This window comes from Erwinia papayae (assembly GCF_058241465.1).
Genome location: NZ_JBZCHT010000009.1, coordinates 142,335 through 164,353, shown reverse-complemented (window position 1 = coordinate 164,353; position 22,019 = coordinate 142,335). Strand labels below are relative to the sequence as shown.

The window sequence follows — 22,019 nt, the reverse complement described above, 5'->3', positions numbered from 1 at the left end:
GATTTAGCGCCAGTTCCGTGGCGCATCGGGGTTATCGCGTTAAGCAAACAGGTGATGCCAGAAGGCAACAATGGCTGGGCCATGACTGTCATACAGCAGCTTTGCACTCATTACCGCTGAGACGGTCACTACCATCGGGCGGATCAGCGTCTGACCGCGACTGAGCACCATACGAGCCCCAAGCCGCGCACCACAAATCGCGCCAATCAGCATGATCAGCCCGGTGCCCCATACCACTTTGCCACCGAACATAAAGAACAGCAGCCCGCCAAAGTTCGAGGTAAAGTTCAGCACCTTGGCATGTGCGGTAGATTTAGCGAGATTAAAACCACATAAGGTGACAAAGGCCAGGGCGTAAAACGATCCCGCACCGGGACCAAAGAAGCCGTCATAAAATCCGACGCATCCTCCGGCGACCAGCGCAAAAGGCAGCCCGTGCAGACGACGCTGTCGGTCCTCTTCGCTCACTTTCGGCATCAGGAGAAAATAGAGGCCAATGCCGATCAGCAACAGCGGCAGTACCTGGCGCAACAGTCCGGGTTGGATATGCTGGATCAGAACAGCCCCCGTCACCGCGCCCAAAAAGGTCATGGCGATGTTCAGCCGCTGCTCGCGCAGGTTAACGGCTTTACGGCGAACAAAATAGAGGCTGGCGGAGAACGATCCTCCCACCGACTGTAATTTATTCGTCGCCAGCGCCTGAGCGGGAGAGAGCCCGGCGGACAACAGCGCAGGGACGGTCAGTAAGCCCCCGCCCCCGGCTATCGAATCAATAAAGGCGGCCAGTACCGCCACCAGAAACAGCACACCAGCCACCAGCGGGCTGACTACAAACCAGTCCATTCGAACGTTCCTAAAGCAGATGCTTATCCAGTAGTGCCTGACAGGAGGGAGGCAACGGCGGCGGCTGACGCTTCACCGGCTCACCGCTACCCGGTTTCGCAGGTGCAAACCAGCTTTCTAACTCGGCACCGCAGCCATCACCCGGCGGTGGAAGCGGCTGGTCCTGACACTCCAGACTGTCTGGCGGGCAGCGCAGGCGCACATGCATATGTGCCCGGTGACCAAACCACGGCCGCACTTTGCGCAACCAGTCGCGGTCGACACCGGCATCGGCGCAAAGCTGCTTTTTAATCGCCGGATTAACGAAGATGCGTGTGACATCATCATCCTTCGCCGCCAGTTTTATCAGGCTGTCGATTTGCGGCTGCCAGTGCGCACTCACCACGTTTTTTCCGTCAGCGCTGACCAGATCCAGTGGCTGCGGTTGCAACAACATGGCCGGGGTCCAGCGGTTCTTCGGTAGTTGCAGCCAGATATCGACGTCCAGCCCCGACTGATGGCTGGCATGGCCGCTGCTGAAACGGCCGCCAGCCGCCATTCCCATATCGCCAATGAGGACTTCACCCAGTTGCAGTTGGTGTACCTGCGCACTGAGCCGCTGAATAAACATAATCAGATCGGGATGGCCGAAGAAACGCCGCTGATCCTGACGCATCAACTGATAATCGGGCGCATCGAGCGGTAATGGCTGCGCCCCAACAATGCAGCCGTTGGAAAACGCGCCAATCGCCTGCGGCTTACCCTCAATCGGCTGGCGAATCGACTGCCAGGGCGTTGCCGCCAGCGATACCGCACTTATCATCAGCGCACTCAGCGCCAGCAGAGTCTTTTTCATCAGCGCTTACCAGCGAGGAATATCCGTTTTTACGTCAGCGTTTTGCGCTCGCTGACGCAGTAAGTGATCCATCAGTACAATCGCCATCATCGCTTCTGCGATAGGCACCGCACGAATTCCCACGCAGGGATCGTGGCGACCTTTGGTTATCATCTCCACTTCATCACCGTGACGGTTAATGGTTTTACCCGGCACGGTAATACTGGAAGTGGGTTTCATCGCGATGGTCGCCAGAATGTTCTGGCCGGAGCTGATACCGCCAAGAATGCCACCTGCGTGGTTACTCAAAAAGCCATCTGCACGGATTTCATCCCGGTGTTCGCTGCCACGCTGGCTGACTACGGCAAAACCGTCGCCAATTTCCACCCCTTTTACCGCATTGATACTCATCAGCGCGTGGGCCAGATCGGCATCAAGGCGATCAAAGACCGGCTCGCCCAGGCCTGGCGGCACCTGTTCCGCCATCACCGACACTTTTGCGCCGATGGAGTCACCCTCTTTTTTTAGCGCACGCATCAGTTCGTCCAGCGCCGAAATTTTATCCGGGTCCGGGCAGAAGAAGGGATTTTGTTCAACCTGCTCCCAGTCCTTCAGCTCACAGGCCAAATCACCAATTTGCGCCAGCCAGCCACGCACCCGGATGCCGTATTTCATCGCCAGATATTTTTTGGCAATCGCCCCTGCCGCCACGCGCATTGCCGTTTCGCGAGCAGAAGAGCGCCCGCCGCCACGATAGTCACGCACGCCATATTTCTGTTCGTAGGTGTAATCCGCGTGGCCCGGACGAAACAGGTCCTTAATTTCTCCGTAGTCCTGCGAGCGCTGGTCGGTGTTTTCAATCAGCAGGCCAATACTGGTGCCGGTGGTTACGCCTTCAAACACGCCTGACAGAATTTTTACCCGATCCGGTTCGCGACGCTGAGTGGTATAGCGCGAGGTTCCCGGACGACGACGATCAAGATCGTGCTGTAAATCGGCTTCTGTCAGCGGGATGCCTGGCGGCACGCCATCAACAATGCATCCCAGCGCCAGTCCGTGAGACTCACCAAAGGTGGTCACGCGAAACACCTGACCAATTGTATTACCCGCCATCCTGACTCCTGTATCTTCTTCAATGGGCGTTTTAATTGCTATTCAAACTTACAAAGCGTCGCCCGTTACCCTGGCAGTCTGACTGTCCGCAGGACGGTGAGCACGCTTCGCCTCTCACCCTCGGGTATACGCCGACATTAACTGACGGCGCCCGCCTGGCGATCGCTATGGTTATTAATCTTTGTAAATGCTGAAGTGATGCTGCGCATCAACAATCTGCTGACGGGTGAGCATAAAGACCCCGTCACCGCCATTGCTGAACTCAAGCCAACGGAAAGGGACATCCGGATACTGCGCAATCATATGCACCATGTTGTTGCCCACCTCACAAATCAGCACCCCTTCTTCACTCAGATAATCCGGCGCGCAGGCCAGGATGCGTCGGGCCAGCTTCAGACCATCGCTACCCGCAGCCAGACCCAGCGCAGGTTCATGTCGATATTCGCCGGGAAGATCGCTCATATCATCTTCATCAACATACGGCGGATTGGTGACGATCAGATCGTAAGGCGTGGCAGGCAGTTCACGGAACAGATCCGAGCGGATTGGCGTCACATGGTGCTCCATTCCGTGCAGTTCAATATTGTGCTCAGTTACCGCCAGCGCATCGGTCGAAATATCCACCGCATCCACTTCCGCATCGGGAAAAGCATACGCGCAGGCGACAGCAATACAGCCGCTACCGGTGCACATATCCAGAATATGTCCGGGTTCTGTCGGCAGGATAGCGGCAAAACGTTCATTAATTAATTCGGCAATCGGCGAACGGGGAACCAACACCCGCTCATCGACATAAAATTCATGACCACAGAACCAGGCTTTGTTCGTCAGATAAGCGACCGGAATGCGCTCGTTGATACGGCGTATAACCCGCTCAGCAATGCGGTGCCGTTCACTGGATGTCAGCCGGGCAGTGCGCATATCTTCCGGAATATCCAACGGCAACCAGAGGGTGGGAAGGACCAGTTGGACAGCTTCGTCCCAGGGATTATCGGTGCCATGACCGTACCAGAGTTCAGCGGCAGCAAAACGGCTGACCGACCAGCGCAGCATATCCTGGATGGTGTGCAGTTCACTGACTGCCTCTTCGACGAAAATTTTGTCCAAAGTGCCCTCCACAGGCCAAACTTAATCCGGCAGCTAGTTTGCCATGAAGCTGGCGATAATTCAGCGCAGCAGGGTGAAAAAGCTGACATTTGTTTATCTGCCGGGAAAAGTCAGGGTAGACTGTCGATAAATGTTAAAAAATCCTGGCATTTTTCGCGCCACGGGAGAATCAATGAGTAAAAAACAGCCGCTCAGTGCTGATGACAAAGCCCTGTTTCGCGGATTGATGTCCGGCACCCGCAAGCTGTCACAGGACACCATTGTCCATAAGCCGCTGCACAGGAAACTGTCGGAAGTACCGCAAAAGCGTCTTCTTGCCGAGAAAATCGATGCCAGCCACTACTTTTCCGATGAGTTTCAGCCGCTGCTGGCAGAAGAAGGTCCGGTCCGCTACGTCCGTGCTGACGTCAGCCACTATGAACTGAAAAAACTGCGGCGCGGTGATTACACTCCGGAAATATTTCTTGATCTGCATGGTCTGACGCAGAAACAGGCCAAAGATGAACTGGGTGCGCTGATTGCCGCCTGTCGCCGCGAGCATATCTTTTGTGCCAGCGTGATGCACGGCCACGGCAAACATGTGCTGAAACAGCAGACTCCGCTGTGGCTGGCGCAACACCCACTGGTCATGGCTTTCCATCAGGCACCAAAACTGTTCGGCGGCGATGCCGCGCTGCTGGTATTGATTGAGGTGGAAGAGTGGCAACCGCCAGCGCTGCCCTGAGAGGTAAGGCCGGTATCGTCGGCCCGCTGAGGAACTACATGGCTTTCGCCAGTTTGGACGGGCTGACCTGCCACGCCAGACTACCGGTGGCGTTCCCGTCGTCATAATCAACGCAGGCAATCGCCGAGGTGGCAAACATTGGCGGCGCTTCCTGCGGACAAAGTTCAGACACCAAATAGCCCACCAGTGGCAGATGAGAAATCACCAACGCTGATTTCACCCCTTCCTTTGCCAGCGCTTGCAGATAACAGACCACCAGTGCGGGATCGCCGCCAGGCGTCAGCTCCGGCAGGATATCCTGCCCCTCCGGCAGCGGTAGTGCTTCGCGCACAGCAACCAGAGTTTGCTCCGCACGCAGGTATGGGCTTACCAGCACACGCTCAATATCCACTTTCTGACCATTCAGCCAGTTAGCCATCTGCCGTGATTCATCACTGCCGCAATGAGTCAGAGGTCTTACCGAGTCACTGGCAGCTTCTAAAGCCGCATCGCCGTGACGCATAATGAAAACTTGCATAATGCACCGCTTTTGTTAAACAAAAACGCCGGAAAAAACCACTTTCCGACTCTTCATTCCGGGAATGAACGCTGTGTTGTACCCTAATGCCGGAAGTTAAGTCAACCGATTGTTTACTAATTAACCGCATTCCGGAACACTCCTGCTCAGCATAATAACCGCAGCAAACCTAACCCGCTGAATCCTCTTGAGTCTCATCCTTAACTCGTGGTTTGTAAAAGGTTTCTTGTGTCTCCGCCATCTGGCGCAACCGCTCACAGGGGGCAAAGCGCTCGCCCCGCGCCTGCATCAGGCGTTCTAATGTATTTACCACCTTGCGGATGCCAAGCCGGTCCATATAACGGAAGGGTCCGCCAAGAAAAGGGGGAAATCCCATGCCGTATATCGCCGCAATATCACCATCACGTGCACAACGAATCACACCGTCATCCAGGGCCCGGGCTGCTTCGTTGAGCATCATCATTACGCAACGGCGGGCAATATTCTCGCTGCTCAGATGATGCTGCGGTTTGATGTTTAACAGGTGATAGACAGTGCCATCGACGGACTTTTTGCTGCCCCACTTTTTTTTGCCGTATAAGTAAAAACCACGCCCGTTTTTCCTGCCCTTACGGTTGTCATCCAGCAGGGCACTGAAGGCGTCCGGCGCGGTGAATCGTTCTCCCCAGGCGCTGGCCAGCACCGGCATAATATGCGTGCCCACATCGATGCCTACCTCATCCAGTAACTGAACAGGCCCTACCGGAAAACCAAAATCCACCAGCGCCTGGTCGATAGCATCAACCGGCTCACCTTCCAGCAGACAGCGCATGGCTTCATTTATATAGGGTGCCAGAATACGGTTAACGTAAAATCCCGCTTTATCCGCCACGACTATCGGCATTTTGCCCTGCTTTTTGGCCAGCGCGAGGGTGGTGGCGATGGTTTCTTCGCTGGTGAGTGAATGTGGAATCACCTCCACCAGTGGCATTTTGTCTGGCGGGCTGAAGAAGTGCAGACCAATAATATTTTCAGGACGCTGCGCGTTAGCGGCGATATCACTGATTGGCAACGATGAGGTATTAGAGGCAAATACAGTATCGGGCCGGGTGCAGGCTTCGACCTCCGCCACCATTTTCTGCTTGAGCGAGAGCTCTTCATACACCGCTTCGATCACCACATCTCGCTGTTGAAAGCCCTGAAAATCTACCCCACCAGTGAGCAACGCCATTTTTTGCTGGCGCTGCGCTGAGGTGATGCGACGACGCTGTACCTCTTTGCTTAACAGCTCCCAGCTGTATTTCAGCGCGTGATTTATCCCCTGCGCGCCAATATCCTTGATACGGACCGGCAATCCGCCGCGAACGGCGGTCACATAAGCGATCCCTCCCCCCATCAGTCCCCCGCCAAGCACCCCGACAGATTTAATCTCACGCGCCTGCGCCTGGCTTCCCGCCTGTTTCTTCATTTCCGTGGTGGCAAAAAAAATCGTGCGCAGTGCAGCAGATTCGGGAGTCATCGCCAGCTGGCCAAAGGCCCTCGCCTCAAGCACATACCCCTCTTCACTGCCCTTTTGCAGGCCAGTTTTCATCACCTGCAAAATCTGCTGTGTGGCAGGATAATTGCCACGGGTTTTCTCATGGGCTTTTCTCGCCGCCAGTCTGAACACCAGGGCACGGCCAGCCGCCGTGTTAAGCAGGCGTTCCCGCAGTGGTAAAGCACGCGCAGCTGTTGGTCCGTGCAATACCCTGCTTACTGCCGTTTCCAGCAGGATTGACGGCGGTACGGCATCATCGACCAGTCCCAGTTTCACCGCCTGGCTGGCCCGCAGCGTTTTACCGGTCAGGATCATATCCAGCGCCGCAGAAGCACCAATCAGTCGGGGAAGCCGCTGCGTTCCCCCGGAACCGGGCAGCAGTCCCAACTGCACTTCAGGCAATCCCAGCCGTGTTTTATCATCCAGCGTGCACACCCGTTGATGACATGCCAGTGCCAGTTCCAGACCGCCGCCCAGGCAGGCACCGTGAATAGCGGCCACCACCGGAAACGGCAGCGAGGCGATCTCCGCCATCACGTCCTGTCCCTGCCGGGCCAGCTCCTCCGCCTGTTGTGCCGAGGAACAGTCTGCAATCATGCTGATATCCGCCCCGGCAATAAATGAGTCCGGCTTGCCGGAGATGATCACCAGGCCGGCCAGTTGCGGGTTCTGTCGGGCTCTGGCAATCGCTTCCCGTATCTGTCCGGCAAATTCCGCCTTCAGGGTGTTTATTTTTTCACCGGCAACATCAAGCGTGATAACCCCAACGTTGTCCGGCCGCTGACTCAGGGTGAATGCAGATTTGGTCTCCATTATTCAGCCTCCACAACCATCGCCGCGCCGAGGCCACCAGCAGCGCAGGCAGTAACCAATCCGATGCCGCCGCCACGACGTCGCAGTTCGTTCAGCGTTTGGGTAATCATTCTGGCCCCGGTTGCCGCAAAAGGGTGACCATAGGCGATTGAACCGCCCAGCACGTTAAATTTATCCGGGTCGATCTCGCCCAGCGCATCGGGACGATTCAGCACGTCCCGTGCAAAACGCTTATCGGCGAACATCCTGATATTTGCCAGCGTCTGGGCAGCAAAGGCTTCATGCATATCAATCAGGGTTAAATCGTCGAGAGTGAGACCCGCCCGCTCCAGCGCCAGCGGAGAGGCACAGGCGGGTCCCAGCAGCATATCCTGCCAGACGTCAATGGCAGTGAAGGCATAACTTCTGAGATAGCCCAGGGGTATCATCCCCAGCTCTTTAGCCCTCGATTCGGTCATCAGGATCACAGCGGCAGCGCCGTCGGTGAGCGGCGTGCTGTTGGCGGCCGTCACCGTACCGTGCCGCCGGTCGAAGGCCGGACGCAGCCGCGCATAATCTTCCATTTTCGACTGCTCACGAATGTTGTTGTCCTTTTCCAGCGCATTTTTCCAGGGGGGAGCAAACGCGGTCATCACTTCATCGTTAAGCCAGCCCTGTTGCCATGCATGGGCTGCACGCTGATGCGAGCGATGCGCCAGCTCATCCTGCTGCTGACGTGATATGCCGTGTGTTTTCGCCATCTGCTCAGCGGTGTCACCCATCCGCAGCCCGGTGGAGTACTCCGCCACAGCGGGGGGAACAGGCAGTAAATCACCAGGACGTAATTGCGCGATCAGCAGGAGTTTTTGTCGCAGGGTCCGGGCTTTACTGAGATCGACCAGCACTCGCCCCAGCTTTTTGCTGACGCCAATCGGCAGAACCGAAGAAGAGTCTGCGCCGCCCGCCATACCGGCCTGAATGGTGCCGGCCAGCAGGCTCTCCGCCACATTCGCTACCGCCTGAAAGCTGGTAGCGCAGGCACGGGAAACAGTGTAAGCATCGGTATTGACGCTCAGACCACTGCTCAGCACAATTTCACGCGCAATATTAGGGGCTTCCGGCATCTGCACCACCTGACCAAACACCAGTTGTTCTATCACCCCGGGGGATATGTCCCAGCGGGCCATCAGCTCGGTGACCACCATGCGGCCAAGTTCCAGCGCCGCAATGCCGTGAAACGCCGTGGCCTGGCGTGCAAAAGGGGTGCGTAAACCGTGGGTGATGGCGATACGATCGCCCTGTCTGGTCAGCAAAGGTAACGCTTTACGCATGCTTATCACCTGTAAAATCGCAATGGAGTGTGCCTGTTAAAACAGGTCTGACCTCTCTAATGTTAACCAGATTTTTACATTTTGCATCACAGGGAAAAGAAAATTGCGAGGAACAACACGCTATCCCGGACAGCGAGCAGGCGTTGAGCCCGCCCGACCATTGGAGGAGGAATTAACGCAGGCCAAGTTGGAAAATCATGGTTTCCGCCTGGCAACAAAAGGTGAAATCTGCATCCAGTTGGATACCCTGCGGCACGTCAGTCAGCCGTGCATCAATCTGGCAAGGCTCGGATTCAACCTGACGCGCTTTTTCAGTCAGGCGGCTCAGTACGGCCTGCGCCTGTTGACGGTCAGTGCACAGCTGGCTCCAGCTGGCGGTACAGTCGGTATTGTCCATCACAGTTCCGACATCAACACAGCAGCAGGCGGCGGTTTCGTTTGCGTTGCAGGGTTTAGTGACATCACTCATTAGCATTCTCCGGTTGGCCTGTGTATATCCAGGCAGAAAATTGACAGATTGCTCACAGTTTACGCCGTAGCAATTTCCCTGTCCGGTCATTGTCCCGGTCAGCGATTTTAAGTGACGAATATCACAGTAAAAATTGATCAGGGACATAAGAAGCAAAAGTCACTAGCGGATAGTGTTATTTTTTTGTTAAGCAGATCGCTTTTCTTAGATCATTACTGAAATATTTATAAATCAATATTGCAACATCATAACAGGTCAGACCTATACTGGGGCCACTGGTCTGATTTGTTCGCTGTCATTCAGTCCCTACACTCCCCCGGCGTTTGTTACTTGATGTAACAGAGTTAATAAAAACCAGAAAATGAGGTTGTGGTCATGAACCATAAAAACCTGTTTGCAAAGTCGGCTTTGACAGTTGCAGTGGCGCTTATCTCTTCAAATGTTTCCGCGGCAGGCTTCCAGCTTAATGAATTCTCCGCGATTGGTCTGGGCCGGGCATACTCCGGTGAGGGTGCGATGGGCGATACCGCTGCGTCGGCCAGTCGTAACCCGGCCACCATGGCGTTGATGGATCGTCCGATGTTCTCCATTGGCGCGGTATATATCGACCCTGATGTCAGCATTGACGGCACCAGCCCGACGGGAAGGAGCCTCAGTGCCAGCAATATAGCCCCCTCTCAATGGGTGCCAAATCTGCATTACGTTCAGCCATTAAACGATCGGTGGTGGCTGGGGGCCTCAGCCACCTCCAATTACGGGCTGGCGACCGAATACAATAATGGCTACACCGCAGGCCCCTATGCCGGTAAAACCGACCTGCAAACCATGAATCTGAATGTAAGTACGGCGTACCGGCTTAATGAGCATTTCAGTTTTGGTGTCGGGTTTGATGCGGTGTATGCCAGGGCAAAGATCGAGCGTTATGCGGGCGAATCCGGCCAGGCTCTGGGGCTCCCTGCCGATACACAAATTGCCCACCTGAAAGGCGACGAATGGGGTTATGGCTGGAACGCCGGGATTTTGTATGAGGTCGATAAGGATAATCGCTTCGGCTTTACCTACCGCTCAGAAGTTAAAGTCGATTTTGACGGCGACTACAAGAGCAATCTCCCCAGCTCCATTAACCCACTAAATCAGGCACTGAATCTTGGCCTGCCTTATGGCACCAGCGGCACAACTATTCCGGGTTCGTTAACCCTGAACCTGCCGGAAATGTGGGAAGTCTCTGGCTGGCATAAAGTCGCGCCGCAGTGGGCGGTTCACTACAGCATGACCTACACCAGCTGGAGCCAGTTTCAGGAGTTGAAAGCAACCGGCAACAATGGCCAGACCCTGTTTCTGAAGGATGAAAGTTATAAAGATGCTTACCGTATCGCGCTCGGAACATCCTATTTTTATGATGACAACTGGACCTTCCGCGCCGGCATTGCCTTTGATGACAGCCCGGTTCCGGCAGATAACCGCACCATTTCTATTCCCGATCAGGACCGTCTGTGGCTGAGTACCGGGGCATCTTATGCCTTTAATCAGGATGCGTCGGTTGATCTCGGTATCTCTTACATGCACGGACAGGATGTGACGGTAAAAGAAGGACCTTACACCTTCCATTCCACCGGCAAAGCCTGGTTGTATGGCGCAAACTTCAACTATAAATTCTGACAGCAATGCTTAAACAACGAAGGCCTGTCATTTGACAGGCCTTTTTATCTTTAATTGGCATCAATATCGTTGATATCGCCCTGAATAGCCGCCGCATTAGGGTTCTCCTGCGGAACCAGTCTGCCTCCGCTGGCGAGGAAATCGTGACGCTGGAAGTAGGCTGCACGCATAAAGGCATAAGGGTCGCCGGTATTACGCAGCATTGCATCGCTGTCCAGCAGCTGCGCCCGCGTTTCCACGCCTTCCAGGGTCCATTTCCCCAGTGACATCCACCATGTCAGCCAGCCAAGCGGCGCATACAGGTCATCCACCATGCCGCCGATATCTTCACGTGGCGTGAAATTGCCGTAGCCCGGCAGCACCACATAAGGTCCGTAGCCGACACCGTAGTTGCCCAGCGTACTGCCGAAGCGTCGCGGCTCTTCCTTTGCCAGTTTCGGGTTGGCCATGCCTGCCACATCAATAAAACCGCCAAGCCCCAGAATGGTATTAAGAAAGAAGCGATTGAAATGGATCATCGCCTTGTAGGGCTTTCCTTCGACAAAATAGTTCACCATCGTTGACGGTTCACTGAGGTTGCCGAGGAAATTACTCAAGCCGGTGCGCGCCGGGACTGGAACATAGTCACGCCAGGCTACCGCCACAGGGCGAACGACATACGGGTCCAGCACGTTGTAATTGAAGTTGAACATGGAACGGTTGAAGCCTTCCAGCGGATCGGATCTGCTCTGCGGTTGATCCTTTGTTTGCGAACTGGCACAGCCGATCAGCAATACGCTGGCCAGCGCAACGCCCATCACGCGGTAGCTCATATCATTCTCCCTGTAGTGAAATAGTAATCGCTCACGCCTGCCGTTGATTAATCTTTACGCTCCACGGCTGATGACCAGCAAACGCATCACAGTCTGGATGCCCTGCCGGGTGTCCGGCAAGGTATGGGCGCTAACCTCAGGCACCTCTCAGCCCACATCGGAACTGCTCATAGCGCAACCAGCAACCGGTGCGACATCATGCCCCTGCTGTTAACAGGCGTCAGCAATAAATGGCTTCACGGCTGTTTTTTTAACCGTGCCTGCATTGGTGAGCTGCCATCTGTGACGGAAATATACATTACTCCGTCAGCTGGTAACATTTTTTCTACCTGCGTTGCCAGGGTTAACATCATGCCAGGATGGCTGACTGACCTGAGAAAGGCGCTCTTCAGCGGCGCAACAGCAGAATACAACCCGGCGTCAGCGAGTAATAACTGTCAGATTCTCTGCCGGGAAGTTCTTATCAGGTCAGATCCGTCAGCCTGAATTCGCCTGTTAATGCTTGCGGCGTGAGCCTGGCTGGCGGTCTGGCTGCATCTGTTGAGCGACGCCCGGCCCTGAACAGGTGTACCGCCGGGCTCTGCTACGCAGAATAATAATCAACATCCCGATAAACACAAATAACGTCGGCGCAGCCCAAAGAAGGACAACAGAAGATGTCGTCATCGGCTGAGAGGTCAGAAAATGGCCCTGAGTTGCTGTCATCAGCCCTTTTGTCTGTTCCGTTATCCTGGCATTTTGTCGCAGTTGATAATCTGTCAGTCGTGGATCCGCCGCGTCGGTTGCCCGGTAATCGGCAACGCTGTCTTTCTGACATTCAGCGCAACGCAGAATGTGAGTCAGTAAATGATTCTGCTGCCGCTCGACGACAAAAAATGATCGGGTATTGATATTATCAGCCAGCGCACTGAATGCCAGCAGCACCGCCACCAGCATGGTCATGCCATATTTCATATTCCTGCCTCCTTGCTGTCATTAATTCACCATCGCCTGTTTTCGCTGTTAACCTGGCCATTCAGGTCCGCAGGCTGGCGATAGCAAACATTCCCTTTGCCATCAACACCGTGCTATGAGCAAGTGTCTCAGCATACCGTTGTCGCCCTGGAGACTCAACGCCTGCGAGTTGGCTGAATAAATCAGCCTGCTCATGGCCTTATGAGAATTCGCATTATCATTCAATACTTCCATGCCCGAAATCAGCAAACCCCGGCAAAAGACACTGAGTATCCCCCCTGCCAGAGCAGCGTACCCCCTTCAGCACCGTAAAAGTTCAGCAAAACCAGCCCTGAATGCAGATAAAACCTGAAAGCACACTTCAGTCAGATAGCTGAGCAGACGAAACCCGCTACGCTTAAGATAAAAAATAAACGCTTTAAGGGAGTTACAGATGAACAGCAGTAAAGAAGAAGTGGAAATTGATAGCGAAGAAAGTGAACAGGGCAAAGAAATTGATGTAAATGAGGAGTCCCTGCCCTCACGCGCGGCAGCGGTGCATGAGTTGATTCGTCAGGAAGGAGAGAAAGAGCTGGAAAGGGACGGTCTGGCGCTGCTGTTTTCTGCCGTTGCCGCAGGCCTGTCGATGGGTGCTTCACTGATGGCAAAAGGCATCTTTCAGGTGAATCTTGATGGCGTTCCCGGCGCATTTCTGCTGGAGAATCTGGGTTATACCTTCGGCTTCATCATTGTCATTATGGCCCGCCAGCAACTGTTTACTGAAAATACCGTCACCGCAGTATTACCAATCATGCACAAGCCTACCGGCAGCAACATATTGTTATTGCTTCGCCTGTGGGGAATTGTGCTGGGTGGAAATCTGGTTGGTACTGCGCTGGCCTCTCTGGCCTTTAGTCATATGCCCATTTTTGATGACACCACACGTCAGGCTTTCATCCATATCAGCGAGAAGGTGATGGCCCATACGCCGGGAGAGATGTTTGCTAATGCAGTGGTGTCAGGCTGGATTATTGCCACAATGGTCTGGATGTTCCCATCTGCTGGTGCGGCAAAAATCTGGATTATCATTTTGATGACCTGGCTGGTTGCGCTGGGAGACCTGGCACATATTGTGGTGGGATCGGTTGAAATCCTCTATCTGGTTTTCAACGGCGTGATTAGCTGGCATCAGTTCATCTGGCCTTTTGCCCTGCCCACTCTCGCGGGCAACATCATCGGTGGCACCTTTATTTTTGCCCTGATAAGCCATGCACTAATACGTAATGATATGAGTAATAAAGCAAAAACAGAAGGGAAAAAGAAAAAGCAGAAGACCGGCTCAAAAGGATAAATCATCGCTACCGCAGTCTGGATCCAGCCGGATGGGCAATAACAGAGTCTGGTGGTAAGACGGGTATTTTGCTCTCCGGCAATGCTATGACGGAACGATTGCCGGAGAGGAATGAATTATCCGTTAAACAGGGCAAAAGTATTGGCGTAATATCCGGCTGCAAAGACGACGTAACTCAGCCAAATCGCAGTAATGACAACCAGTGACAGTTTACCAGGCATAGTGTATTCCTTCAGAAATGATCCAGAACGGATAGTTCGAATTACACTATTCCTGCGCCAGGACACCGATATTGATCTACCTCAATTTTGATCAAAATTGCCCCGCACCGGCTTCGAATTGTTCGCAGCCATATTGCCCGTCTGATGGAAGAGAATCGGAATCTGACAGAGGATTGATGACAAAACCAGCAGTCAGAAAGGTAAGTGCTTAATCTGGTGCCATAAACGCGCTATACTGCCGCCGCTGTCTCCTTAGTTAAATGGATATAGGATAAAAATAAAATAAACTATTTAAAATCAATACAGTGAAACAGGTTGATCAATTTTTATGTACCAAATCATGTACACACCCTAATTCGGTCAAACTCATCTCTTAGTCTTTTCCCGTAACGTTGAACAACTCCCAAATTTTTCATTACTGATTTACTCATGGCCAATCCACTGCTAATGTACTGTATATCCAACCAGTATAAATCAGAGGTGTAAAATGTACGTCGAACTCATCTATGACAAACGCAATGTTGAAGAACTGCCGAACGCTAAAGCGCTGATCCTGGCTGAACTGGAGAAGCGTGTTCACCGCATATTCCCCAGCGCTGAGGTGCGTGTGAAGCCGATGATGGGTAACAGCAGCATCAACACCGACGCGAGCAAAAGCGAAAAAGAGAAGCTGAACAGGCTGCTGGAAGAAATGTTCGATGAAGCCGATATGTGGCTGGTGAATGAAGTTTGAAAAAATAGCTACAAATTTTTGTTTTGCTACACTAATGTCTTATGTAATCCATTATCACCGTACATCCATTCAGGCAGTATTTTGCAAAGTTGATGACTAGATGAGGCGGATAGATGTAAGATCAGGACAATTTCTGAAATTGGGGAACTTAACTTCCCTTACAACCACAAATGACTACACTTGTAGAAAAGAAGAAGATCACTATAAAGTTTCTTTAACGTTTACCGATTTTATGAATATATAATGGACTCATGAATCGGTACTCTGTGCATGGATGGTCAGCCACCATTTTTAGCAATCAGTGCCTATCTGTTTAATAAAGATACAGCACAGATTGTAAATCGTGTTGATCAAACCCATGTAAGGAGTATAGTTATTGACCCATCATTTCAGAGATACCGTAAAGGTTGCGGATGCAACTGCTTCTCTTGAGCAGAAACAGATTTACACTGTCCAACTTGCAGTCAAAGCCTTAATTGATTTTGTTGTGGTAAGTTTTGAACAGTTGGGTATTGACAAGTTTCACGAGCTAGTCGACCCATCTCTGGATGAGATTGAACAGATTATTCTTGATCTTGATGCTGAAGCTAAGTCTATCGGTGATACTAACCTCCAACAGTATCTTCTGAGTGCTCAGATCATGATTAAAGACGCGAAAGCTAAGAACCCCGAACTTTGTGCGCAAGGTGCAAAGTTCTTAAAAAACGCAATGATATTCAGGTAGTTTGTAGAAACAACCGAGGAGAGGCACATGACAAAGCGTCAAAAATCTATCAACAAAATGCTTAAGCTGGCACAACGCCTTAATGAAATTGTTGAAGAACTTCAGATTAAAAAAGAATCAATGCTTGACGAGATGCATCGCAAAGCAGCCTAATCTGACGAAACCCGCCAAGGCGGGTTTTTTGTTGCCTTTATTTTTCAAATCTACTAATCATCTACCTATTTTTTGTAACTTTACTTATGATCCTTCCTCAGCTGGCGCTGTAGGTAATTCTTTCGTTCCATCCCCCGCAGCAATATAAGCCCTGAGTGCTTTCCTGTAGGTTGTCCACGTCGCTTTTTCGGCTTTCACATATTCCTCAGTGTTCGTGTCGTTGTAATCGTCATCATCGATGCGCTGTTGCAGTGCTGTGATGTGCTCAGACGCGGAATCGTACTCTGTCTGCGCCTTCTGTAAATTTTCAATCGCGGGATCAGGTTCTGGGTTTTTCTCAAGGTGCGGTCCAGTCTCATCAAACAAGCCATAGTAGCCATCAGGGGGATTGAAGAAGGCTGTGTAATCTTCATCGCTGATGGGTTGCAGGTCGTCCGGCAGCGTTCCTGCTTCAACGTATGGCTCCTGCCCTTCCTCATCTGCCGGATAAAATCCCAGAGTTTTTAAGCTGTACATATTTTTCGACATGTCAGAATCCTATTGCGATGTAGTTGATGCGCACTGTGCTGTTTGTCTGCCTGTTGGTCCCGTTAAAAACGGCATAATCAAATCCCGTTATTCGATTGCTGTTATAGTTGATTATCATAATGCTGATGCCTGACTGATAGGCTATAACGGGAATACAGGCAATACAGACGTTTGCGAATGTGTTCGGGTAATTGACAGTCCCTTCACCTGACGCATTTGTTGTGGTAACAACAGAATCAACGACCACACGCATGTTTCTGTCGGTAAATGGCAGTGTGAAACTGTTGTAGGTACTGATCATTCCGGCGTTAGTCAGAAATGCCTGAGCGCTTTTTTGTCCCGTCCCGCCCTGCGCTACAGACAACGCTGTAGTCAGCCCGGATAGCGAGGTGATGTCGCTGTTAGCGCCGCTGGCCGCTTTTCCGTTTATGCCATTATTAATTGTTTGCTGCATGGCAGGCCAGCTGAGGCCGGTCACATTCGTGTTATCTGGTAAATTAACCGTGATGTTGCCAGAACCCGAATAGAACTGCTGCCAGTTGGCCTTATCCAGAATCATTCCCCGCGTCATCCGGGCAACATCATCCAGCACTTTTTGAGTGATGGCAACCTGAAGCGTGGCGGGAACAGCGTACCAGGCGACATTACTTGCTGTGGGACCGGTATAAGCCGTTCCGATCGTCAAAGAGGTATCTGAATCTATTGATGCAACCACCAGCGTGTAGGGTGTCCCCCCGATGATAACGCCGATGAAATCACCGGTTTTCAGATCAGTGGTAAACGCTGTTCCGGTGCCGTTAACCGCTGCTGAATTATTAGTTACTGCGAGTGTGCCTGCTGACATGCGTTTCTCCGGGCAATAAAAAACCCGGCACGGTGGCCGGGTTGCAATAAGTTCTCAGTATTTCACCGTTTAAATTCGACGGTCGTCTCTCTGTTTATTTCAGGTCTGTTAATTTCGAAATACATCTCTTTAACAGCCTCAATAGCGCTTCTTTCGAAAAAGCCTTCAGGCTCAGACTTTATAATTTTAAAGTTCTGTGCCCTGCCGTATTTATTAACGTCATAGCGTACAGTAACTGCTCCTGACTTATTCAAGTCCCAGGCTTTTTGAGGATATGAGGCAGCATGAGAAAAACCCGTCACAAACATTATGCAGATAAAAGCTGAAATGATAATAGTTTTCATTACGACCACCATTTAATGTAATTAGTTCTATTATCGGCCAGATATAAAAATATCTTTATTCAATAATTCGATCATAAAGATCTTTTTATTTAATCGTACAAATTACAGTCGATGTAAGGTGGGGCATAGCCGCTGCCTTTGGTCGAGCTTACAGCTATGGAAGAAGAACTTCGCCCCATCTGATTGGATTTAATGATGGTGTTGGTGCCATCATAGTAACAGCCGGTAGAGCGCGTAATGATTTGAGTGACCATATTGCCGCCGATTGTTTGAGAGTAAACAACGGCACCGCACCGCGCCGGAATAATGGCTTTCTTACCCGCCACAGTCTCATTCAGGTAATCTGCCGTACCTGCACTGCCAGTCGGGTTGACGATATTGATCCCCCTGAGTACCCGCGTTTCATTGGTCAGAATGCATTTACCGGTACTGTCATTTATCTGAATACCCCATGAGGGCACCGTTTGCACTACTGCGCCAAAAACATAGATGGTCCCGCTCACCGTTCCGCTACTGAATGCCCCGACTACCAGGCCATGTGTTCCTGATACGGCCTGCTGATAGGACCAGCCATCAGACTGGTCGAACCTGACAAAGTACAGGTAAGGTGTCCCGGTTGACGCATCAAGAGATATTCTCTGACCGTTGCCTGAATTCACCGTTGCATCAACTGAGAATGTTTGTTTGCGGACCAGCGCTATCGGTATGGTGTCCTGAATATAAAACGGCGTTCCATCCTCCCGCGTCAACATCGCACCAAAACTCATGCTGCATACCCCAATATATACATTGCGTTGAGTGGAAACCGATCAGTGCCGGAGACATTATTAGCCGCAGGCTCGACAATAACATTGCTACCTGAGACATAAATCCGCCTGCGGTTATCGCCAGTTCCGTCCGTGGAACTGTCAGGCATAACCAGAAAATGAAGGTTATATCCAGCCGGAACGGTAAAACCGTAAGTTGCATTCAGGGTGTTTTCATCAATGCGATAGTAGCCAAGAATATTAACCGCCAGTAGTCCGGTATTATTATAATTACCGCCTGAGTCCCACGTACCAAATCCAAATGCCATCAGCTGAGTTTCCCCATTCGCACACGCAATACGCCGTTTGCATCGTAAACGCTTATTGTCGTGTTGGTCATTGTCATTCGCCCGGTGCTGTCAGAGCCGTTATTTTCAAAGTTGCCCGCCTTGTCCCAGCGCCATCCAACAGAACCGGCAACATAGTTATTGGACTGGATATAGCTCCCGATCATCGCATTGGTGATCCATCCATCCCCAATAAACGCCTGATTGATAAGTGTCTGCCCGTCCTTAACGACGAATGGCGAATAGATATTTCCACCCGTTCCGCTGACGATAACAAACTGGTTAGCGTTGATGGCAACGCGGGTATCGACTGACGAACCGTTGATAGTGACCGCCACTGACAGACCGGCATCATAGTTGGTGCCAGCGTATTTAATGCCCGCCTTCAGGGTATAAATTGCGGAGCCGCCAGAGGCGTCAGCATAGGCGGTCATTTTCTGCTGTATTGCCGCCTCGTTTGCCGATACGGCAGCATTGGTGGCAGTAAAACTTGCGGTGACATCCGTCTCCAGCTGTGCGACAGAACTTTCTGCATCAGCGGCCACCTTTTGCGCCTGGATAATCCCCGCCCGATTCTCTCCGTACTGCGACCATGTCTGTGTAACGCTGTCATAGTTTGCCATCACGTTTTGCAGAATGGATTCCGGGTTGGTTTCCAGCGTGGCCACCAGCGCTTTACCATCCTCTGCGGTGAGGAATTTTTCGGTAATATCGCCCAGCAGCGCGGTTGCATCGGCTGATGACATGCCCGCGACAAACGCCGTCCAGTCACCGGTATTGCCAATTTTGTCAACCAGCCGGGCGCGATACCAGCGGCGAACGCCAGCTGGCATCGGCCCGTGCTGATAGCTGACACCGGGGTAAGGCACATAGGCCAGAAACTGAGGGCTTTGACCGTCCGCCGTTGTCGCTACCTGAATTTCTGTGTACGCGGTATCACCAGAGCCGTCAGGGAATGCCCAGGTCAGGTCGATATTCCACACCACATTATCGGTGGCGCTCAGGCTGACCGGTGTTCCAGGCTTGCCAGCTTTGCCCGTCAGCGTTGTGGATTCCGCATAACCCCACGGCGAGGACACCTCCGCCGCATTCTCAGCACGTACCCGAACGTCATAAACACCGGTATAAATTCCCTGAATGCTGAAACCCTGGGCGCTGGTCTGGCTGACGTTGATCCAGTCGCCGGAATCTTTACGCCACTGTGCTACGTAACGAATCGCCCCCTCAACTTTGTCCCACGTCACGTTCATGGAAGCGACCGAAAGCCCCTGCTCCACAAAGCTGACCTCACTAATCACGATATTGGTCGGTGCTTTCAGAACGCTGACAGGCGTCACCGTGATCGGCGCTGCCTCAATCCGCACCCCGTCATCGATATAACGGTATTTGTTCGGATCGTGCTGCACTCCGGCCACGGTGAATGTGCCATCGTCGTTCTGGCTGATGGACGTCACCCGGAAATACTGAATCGCCAGATTGTCACTGTCGATGGCCCATACCGCACCAGTTACCGGCGTCTGACTGAATGCGGTATTCACCGTCACCGTTTTTTTATCGTCGCTGATGCTGGCAATAGTGCGGGTTTGTGCGGTGCCGTCCGGCAGGTTCAGCACCAGGCGATCTCCTGCGGCATAGTCAACGGCACGGTCCAGCGTGATATTCAGGTTATTTACCGCGCTGATGCGCCCGCCGTTGGTTTTGCCAGCCCTGAACGGATCGGCAACACCAATGATTTCAGCAGGTAACGGGATATAACCATCCAGCCCCACGCCAAACGAAACGGTACCGTCCTTCGCATTGGACAGGATAGCCCAGCGCCCGCGTCGGTGCGCTTCACTCTGCGATGTGCATCCAATCGCAGTAAGTGATGTTTCGTTCACGCCATAACGGCTTACAAGATCAGAATCGTAAACACCCTCCACCGTGTCGCTGTAATGATTCTGCGGATCGGACCAGCTGACCTGGCACGAGGTGTAACGGTTTTTGTAACTTCCCCCGGCATAAGTCGGAAATCCATCGATCATGTTGGATGAGTGATAAACGAAATCCACGGACACATTGCCGTTACTGTCCACCTGCGGAACATCGGCCTTCACATAAATCTGGTCGTTGCCCCAGAACGTGATCCCTCTGAATATGGCTGCAAAATCATTCAGGACGGTATACGCATCTTCCTGACTCTGGGGATAAACATTGCAGGTAAAACGCGGCTCCTTTCCGCCAGCACCATCCGACACCATTTCATCGCAGTATTGCGAAATTGCGTACAGCTCCCATTTATCAATCATGGTCGCATCGACGCGGTTTCCCATGCCGAAAATCTTATCCAGCACCATATCGTAAAAAATCCACGCCGGATTGTTCGTATAGGCCCACTTAAAATCCCCCTGCCAGGTGCCGCTGTAGGTGCGGGTGTTGGGGTCATAGGTGGTCGGTACGCGAATAATTTTCCCCTTGGGCTTACAGGTAATTTTCGGTGCGCTGCCGTTGAACTGGCTGGCGTCCACTTCGATGTACAGCAGTGCAGTAAGCGGGTAGCGTAATTTGCTGTCGATTACCTCAGCGTAAGAGAACACTTTGAAAGCGTTGACCAGCTTTGAGGATGTGGAATCGGCTGTAATGCGGCGCACACGAATGGCCCAGCCGGTTGTGGCCGTGGGTAAATCAATACGGTGATCACGCTGGTATTCCGATGTAGTTTTACCGTTAAAAGTCGCATCGACCACCGTCTGCCATGCGCCGCCGTCAGTTGAAAGGTCAATAGCGTATTGCGTCGATGTTCCGACCATATCCCCGTTATCTTTATAGAGGTACTGAACTGGCAAGCTTAACTTGATACGCACGGCATCCAGCGACAGGTTGGTATACTGCCGCGTCCAGGGCGCTGACTGCGTGACCGCCACACCTACAGAAATCTCGTTATCAACCTCCGGCATACCCTGGATATACGTCTGATCCTGGGTGCCTTTGCGGTAATCCCATACCACGCCGGTAAAATTGTAGGTTCCGTCATCATTCGCCAGCTGGGTATCGTTCAGGTAAATCTGCTGGGCAGTTAAATCGCCCTGAATTTCACCCTCAGAGATTGCCAGCAGCATTTTCAGTTTTGCCACCGACAGCAGATCGTCAGCCTGCTCAACCGGCGTATGCGCACTGCTACTGCCGCCTTTACTGCCGTGGATGGTCACACCGTCGAGAAGTCGCATATTGCACCCATAAAAAAGGCCGCAATGAGCGGCCAAGGTTAATTACTGATCGAATATCAGGATGTTACAGAAAGATACTTAAGGATATGTTGAGTATTCAGCCCGTCTGCGTTTGGGGCGCAGGCGCACACAATGATGAGGAATGGCTGATTACCTCTGGTAAGGTAAAGTTATGCTGGTAAACTTTGATCC

At 52.3% G+C, this 22,019-nt stretch carries 22 protein-coding genes; 6 read left to right on the top strand and 16 right to left on the bottom strand.

Features of this window, described 5'->3' with window-relative positions:
- Positions 1-39 precede the first annotated feature (39 nt).
- The 4 genes from AC3RPL_RS05620 to prmB all read right to left on the bottom strand — a co-directional run bounded on the left by AC3RPL_RS05620 (position 40) and on the right by prmB (position 3,877).
- Positions 40-843 (bottom strand): sulfite exporter TauE/SafE family protein, encoded by an 804-nt coding sequence (locus AC3RPL_RS05620; RefSeq protein WP_261640067.1) that lies wholly within the window; start codon positions 841-843, stop codon positions 40-42.
- Between the two features lie 10 nt (positions 844-853).
- Entirely contained in the window at positions 854-1,678 is an 825-nt protein-coding gene (mepA, locus tag AC3RPL_RS05615; RefSeq protein ID WP_490739251.1) for a penicillin-insensitive murein endopeptidase, read from the bottom strand.
- Between the two features lie 6 nt (positions 1,679-1,684).
- Positions 1,685-2,770 (bottom strand): chorismate synthase, encoded by a 1,086-nt coding sequence (aroC, locus tag AC3RPL_RS05610; protein ID WP_490739250.1) that lies wholly within the window; start codon positions 2,768-2,770, stop codon positions 1,685-1,687.
- Positions 2,771-2,944: 174 nt separating this feature from the next.
- Positions 2,945-3,877 (bottom strand): 50S ribosomal protein L3 N(5)-glutamine methyltransferase, encoded by a 933-nt coding sequence (gene prmB / locus AC3RPL_RS05605; RefSeq protein WP_490739249.1) that lies wholly within the window; start codon positions 3,875-3,877, stop codon positions 2,945-2,947.
- A 172-nt stretch (positions 3,878-4,049) separates the two neighbouring features.
- Here prmB and smrB point away from each other — a divergent pair, with 172 nt between their 5' ends.
- Positions 4,050-4,601: an endonuclease SmrB gene (smrB, locus tag AC3RPL_RS05600; RefSeq protein ID WP_490739248.1), complete on the top strand. Its 552-nt coding sequence runs from the start codon at positions 4,050-4,052 to the stop codon at positions 4,599-4,601.
- A 34-nt stretch (positions 4,602-4,635) separates the two neighbouring features.
- Here the strand turns inward: smrB and sixA are convergent, their stop codons facing one another.
- The 4 genes from sixA to AC3RPL_RS05580 form a co-directional block, all read right to left on the bottom strand.
- Positions 4,636-5,118: a phosphohistidine phosphatase SixA gene (gene sixA / locus AC3RPL_RS05595; protein WP_490739247.1), complete on the bottom strand. Its 483-nt coding sequence runs from the start codon at positions 5,116-5,118 to the stop codon at positions 4,636-4,638.
- 169 nt (positions 5,119-5,287) lie between these two features.
- Positions 5,288-7,447 (bottom strand): fatty acid oxidation complex subunit alpha FadJ, encoded by a 2,160-nt coding sequence (gene fadJ, locus AC3RPL_RS05590; RefSeq protein WP_490739246.1) that lies wholly within the window; start codon positions 7,445-7,447, stop codon positions 5,288-5,290.
- On the bottom strand, positions 7,447-8,757 hold the full coding sequence (gene fadI / locus AC3RPL_RS05585; protein WP_490739245.1) for an acetyl-CoA C-acyltransferase FadI: 1,311 nt from the start codon (positions 8,755-8,757) through the stop codon (positions 7,447-7,449). The genes fadJ and fadI overlap by 1 nt, the downstream gene beginning before the upstream one ends.
- 172 nt (positions 8,758-8,929) lie before the next feature.
- On the bottom strand, positions 8,930-9,226 hold the full coding sequence (locus AC3RPL_RS05580; RefSeq protein WP_034938199.1) for a YfcZ/YiiS family protein: 297 nt from the start codon (positions 9,224-9,226) through the stop codon (positions 8,930-8,932).
- A gap of 375 nt (positions 9,227-9,601) precedes the next feature.
- Here AC3RPL_RS05580 and fadL point away from each other — a divergent pair, with 375 nt between their 5' ends.
- On the top strand, positions 9,602-10,885 hold the full coding sequence (gene fadL, locus AC3RPL_RS05575) for a long-chain fatty acid transporter FadL (protein ID WP_490739244.1): 1,284 nt from the start codon (positions 9,602-9,604) through the stop codon (positions 10,883-10,885).
- Positions 10,886-10,935: 50 nt separating this feature from the next.
- On the opposite strand, the gene mlaA is transcribed toward fadL, so the two are convergent.
- Both mlaA and AC3RPL_RS05565 read right to left on the bottom strand, forming a co-directional pair.
- Complete coding sequence (gene mlaA, locus AC3RPL_RS05570; RefSeq protein WP_490739243.1) at positions 10,936-11,697, bottom strand: phospholipid-binding lipoprotein MlaA; 762 nt, start codon at positions 11,695-11,697, stop codon at positions 10,936-10,938.
- Positions 11,698-12,192: 495 nt separating this feature from the next.
- Positions 12,193-12,651: a cytochrome c-type biogenesis protein CcmH gene (locus tag AC3RPL_RS05565; RefSeq protein ID WP_490739242.1), complete on the bottom strand. Its 459-nt coding sequence runs from the start codon at positions 12,649-12,651 to the stop codon at positions 12,193-12,195.
- 433 nt (positions 12,652-13,084) lie between these two features.
- Between AC3RPL_RS05565 and AC3RPL_RS05560 the strand changes: the two genes are divergently transcribed.
- The 4 genes from AC3RPL_RS05560 (at position 13,085) to AC3RPL_RS05545 (ending at position 15,812) form a co-directional block, all read left to right on the top strand.
- The gene (locus tag AC3RPL_RS05560; protein WP_490739241.1) at positions 13,085-13,981 is read left to right on the top strand and encodes a formate/nitrite transporter family protein; all 897 of its coding nucleotides are present in this window, start codon (positions 13,085-13,087) and stop codon (positions 13,979-13,981) included.
- A 708-nt stretch (positions 13,982-14,689) separates the two neighbouring features.
- On the top strand, positions 14,690-14,935 hold the full coding sequence (locus AC3RPL_RS05555) for a DinI-like family protein (RefSeq protein WP_490739240.1): 246 nt from the start codon (positions 14,690-14,692) through the stop codon (positions 14,933-14,935).
- Between the two features lie 376 nt (positions 14,936-15,311).
- Positions 15,312-15,659: a hypothetical protein gene (locus AC3RPL_RS05550; protein ID WP_490739239.1), complete on the top strand. Its 348-nt coding sequence runs from the start codon at positions 15,312-15,314 to the stop codon at positions 15,657-15,659.
- 27 nt (positions 15,660-15,686) lie between these two features.
- Complete coding sequence (locus tag AC3RPL_RS05545; protein ID WP_490739238.1) at positions 15,687-15,812, top strand: hypothetical protein; 126 nt, start codon at positions 15,687-15,689, stop codon at positions 15,810-15,812.
- A gap of 84 nt (positions 15,813-15,896) precedes the next feature.
- Here the strand turns inward: AC3RPL_RS05545 and AC3RPL_RS05540 are convergent, their stop codons facing one another.
- The 6 genes from AC3RPL_RS05540 to AC3RPL_RS05515 all read right to left on the bottom strand — a co-directional run bounded on the left by AC3RPL_RS05540 (position 15,897) and on the right by AC3RPL_RS05515 (position 21,827).
- Positions 15,897-16,340 carry a tail fiber assembly protein gene (locus AC3RPL_RS05540; protein ID WP_490739237.1) on the bottom strand — a complete coding sequence of 148 codons (444 nt, stop codon included), beginning with the start codon at positions 16,338-16,340 and terminating at the stop codon, positions 15,897-15,899.
- A 1-nt stretch (position 16,341) separates the two neighbouring features.
- Positions 16,342-17,184 (bottom strand): hypothetical protein, encoded by an 843-nt coding sequence (locus AC3RPL_RS05535; protein ID WP_490739236.1) that lies wholly within the window; start codon positions 17,182-17,184, stop codon positions 16,342-16,344.
- Positions 17,185-17,246: 62 nt separating this feature from the next.
- Complete coding sequence (locus tag AC3RPL_RS05530; RefSeq protein WP_490739235.1) at positions 17,247-17,528, bottom strand: TonB family protein; 282 nt, start codon at positions 17,526-17,528, stop codon at positions 17,247-17,249.
- 89 nt (positions 17,529-17,617) lie between these two features.
- Entirely contained in the window at positions 17,618-18,295 is a 678-nt protein-coding gene (locus AC3RPL_RS05525) for a hypothetical protein (RefSeq protein WP_490739234.1), read from the bottom strand.
- Positions 18,292-18,603, bottom strand: a complete 312-nt coding sequence (locus AC3RPL_RS05520; protein WP_490739233.1) for a hypothetical protein — start codon at positions 18,601-18,603, stop codon at positions 18,292-18,294. The genes AC3RPL_RS05525 and AC3RPL_RS05520 overlap by 4 nt, the downstream gene beginning before the upstream one ends.
- A complete protein-coding gene (locus AC3RPL_RS05515) occupies positions 18,603-21,827 on the bottom strand; it encodes a TipJ family phage tail tip protein (protein WP_490739232.1) in 3,225 nt (1,074 codons plus the stop codon). Before AC3RPL_RS05515 ends, AC3RPL_RS05520 begins: the two co-directional genes overlap by 1 nt.
- Between the last annotated feature and the right edge of the window lie 192 nt (positions 21,828-22,019).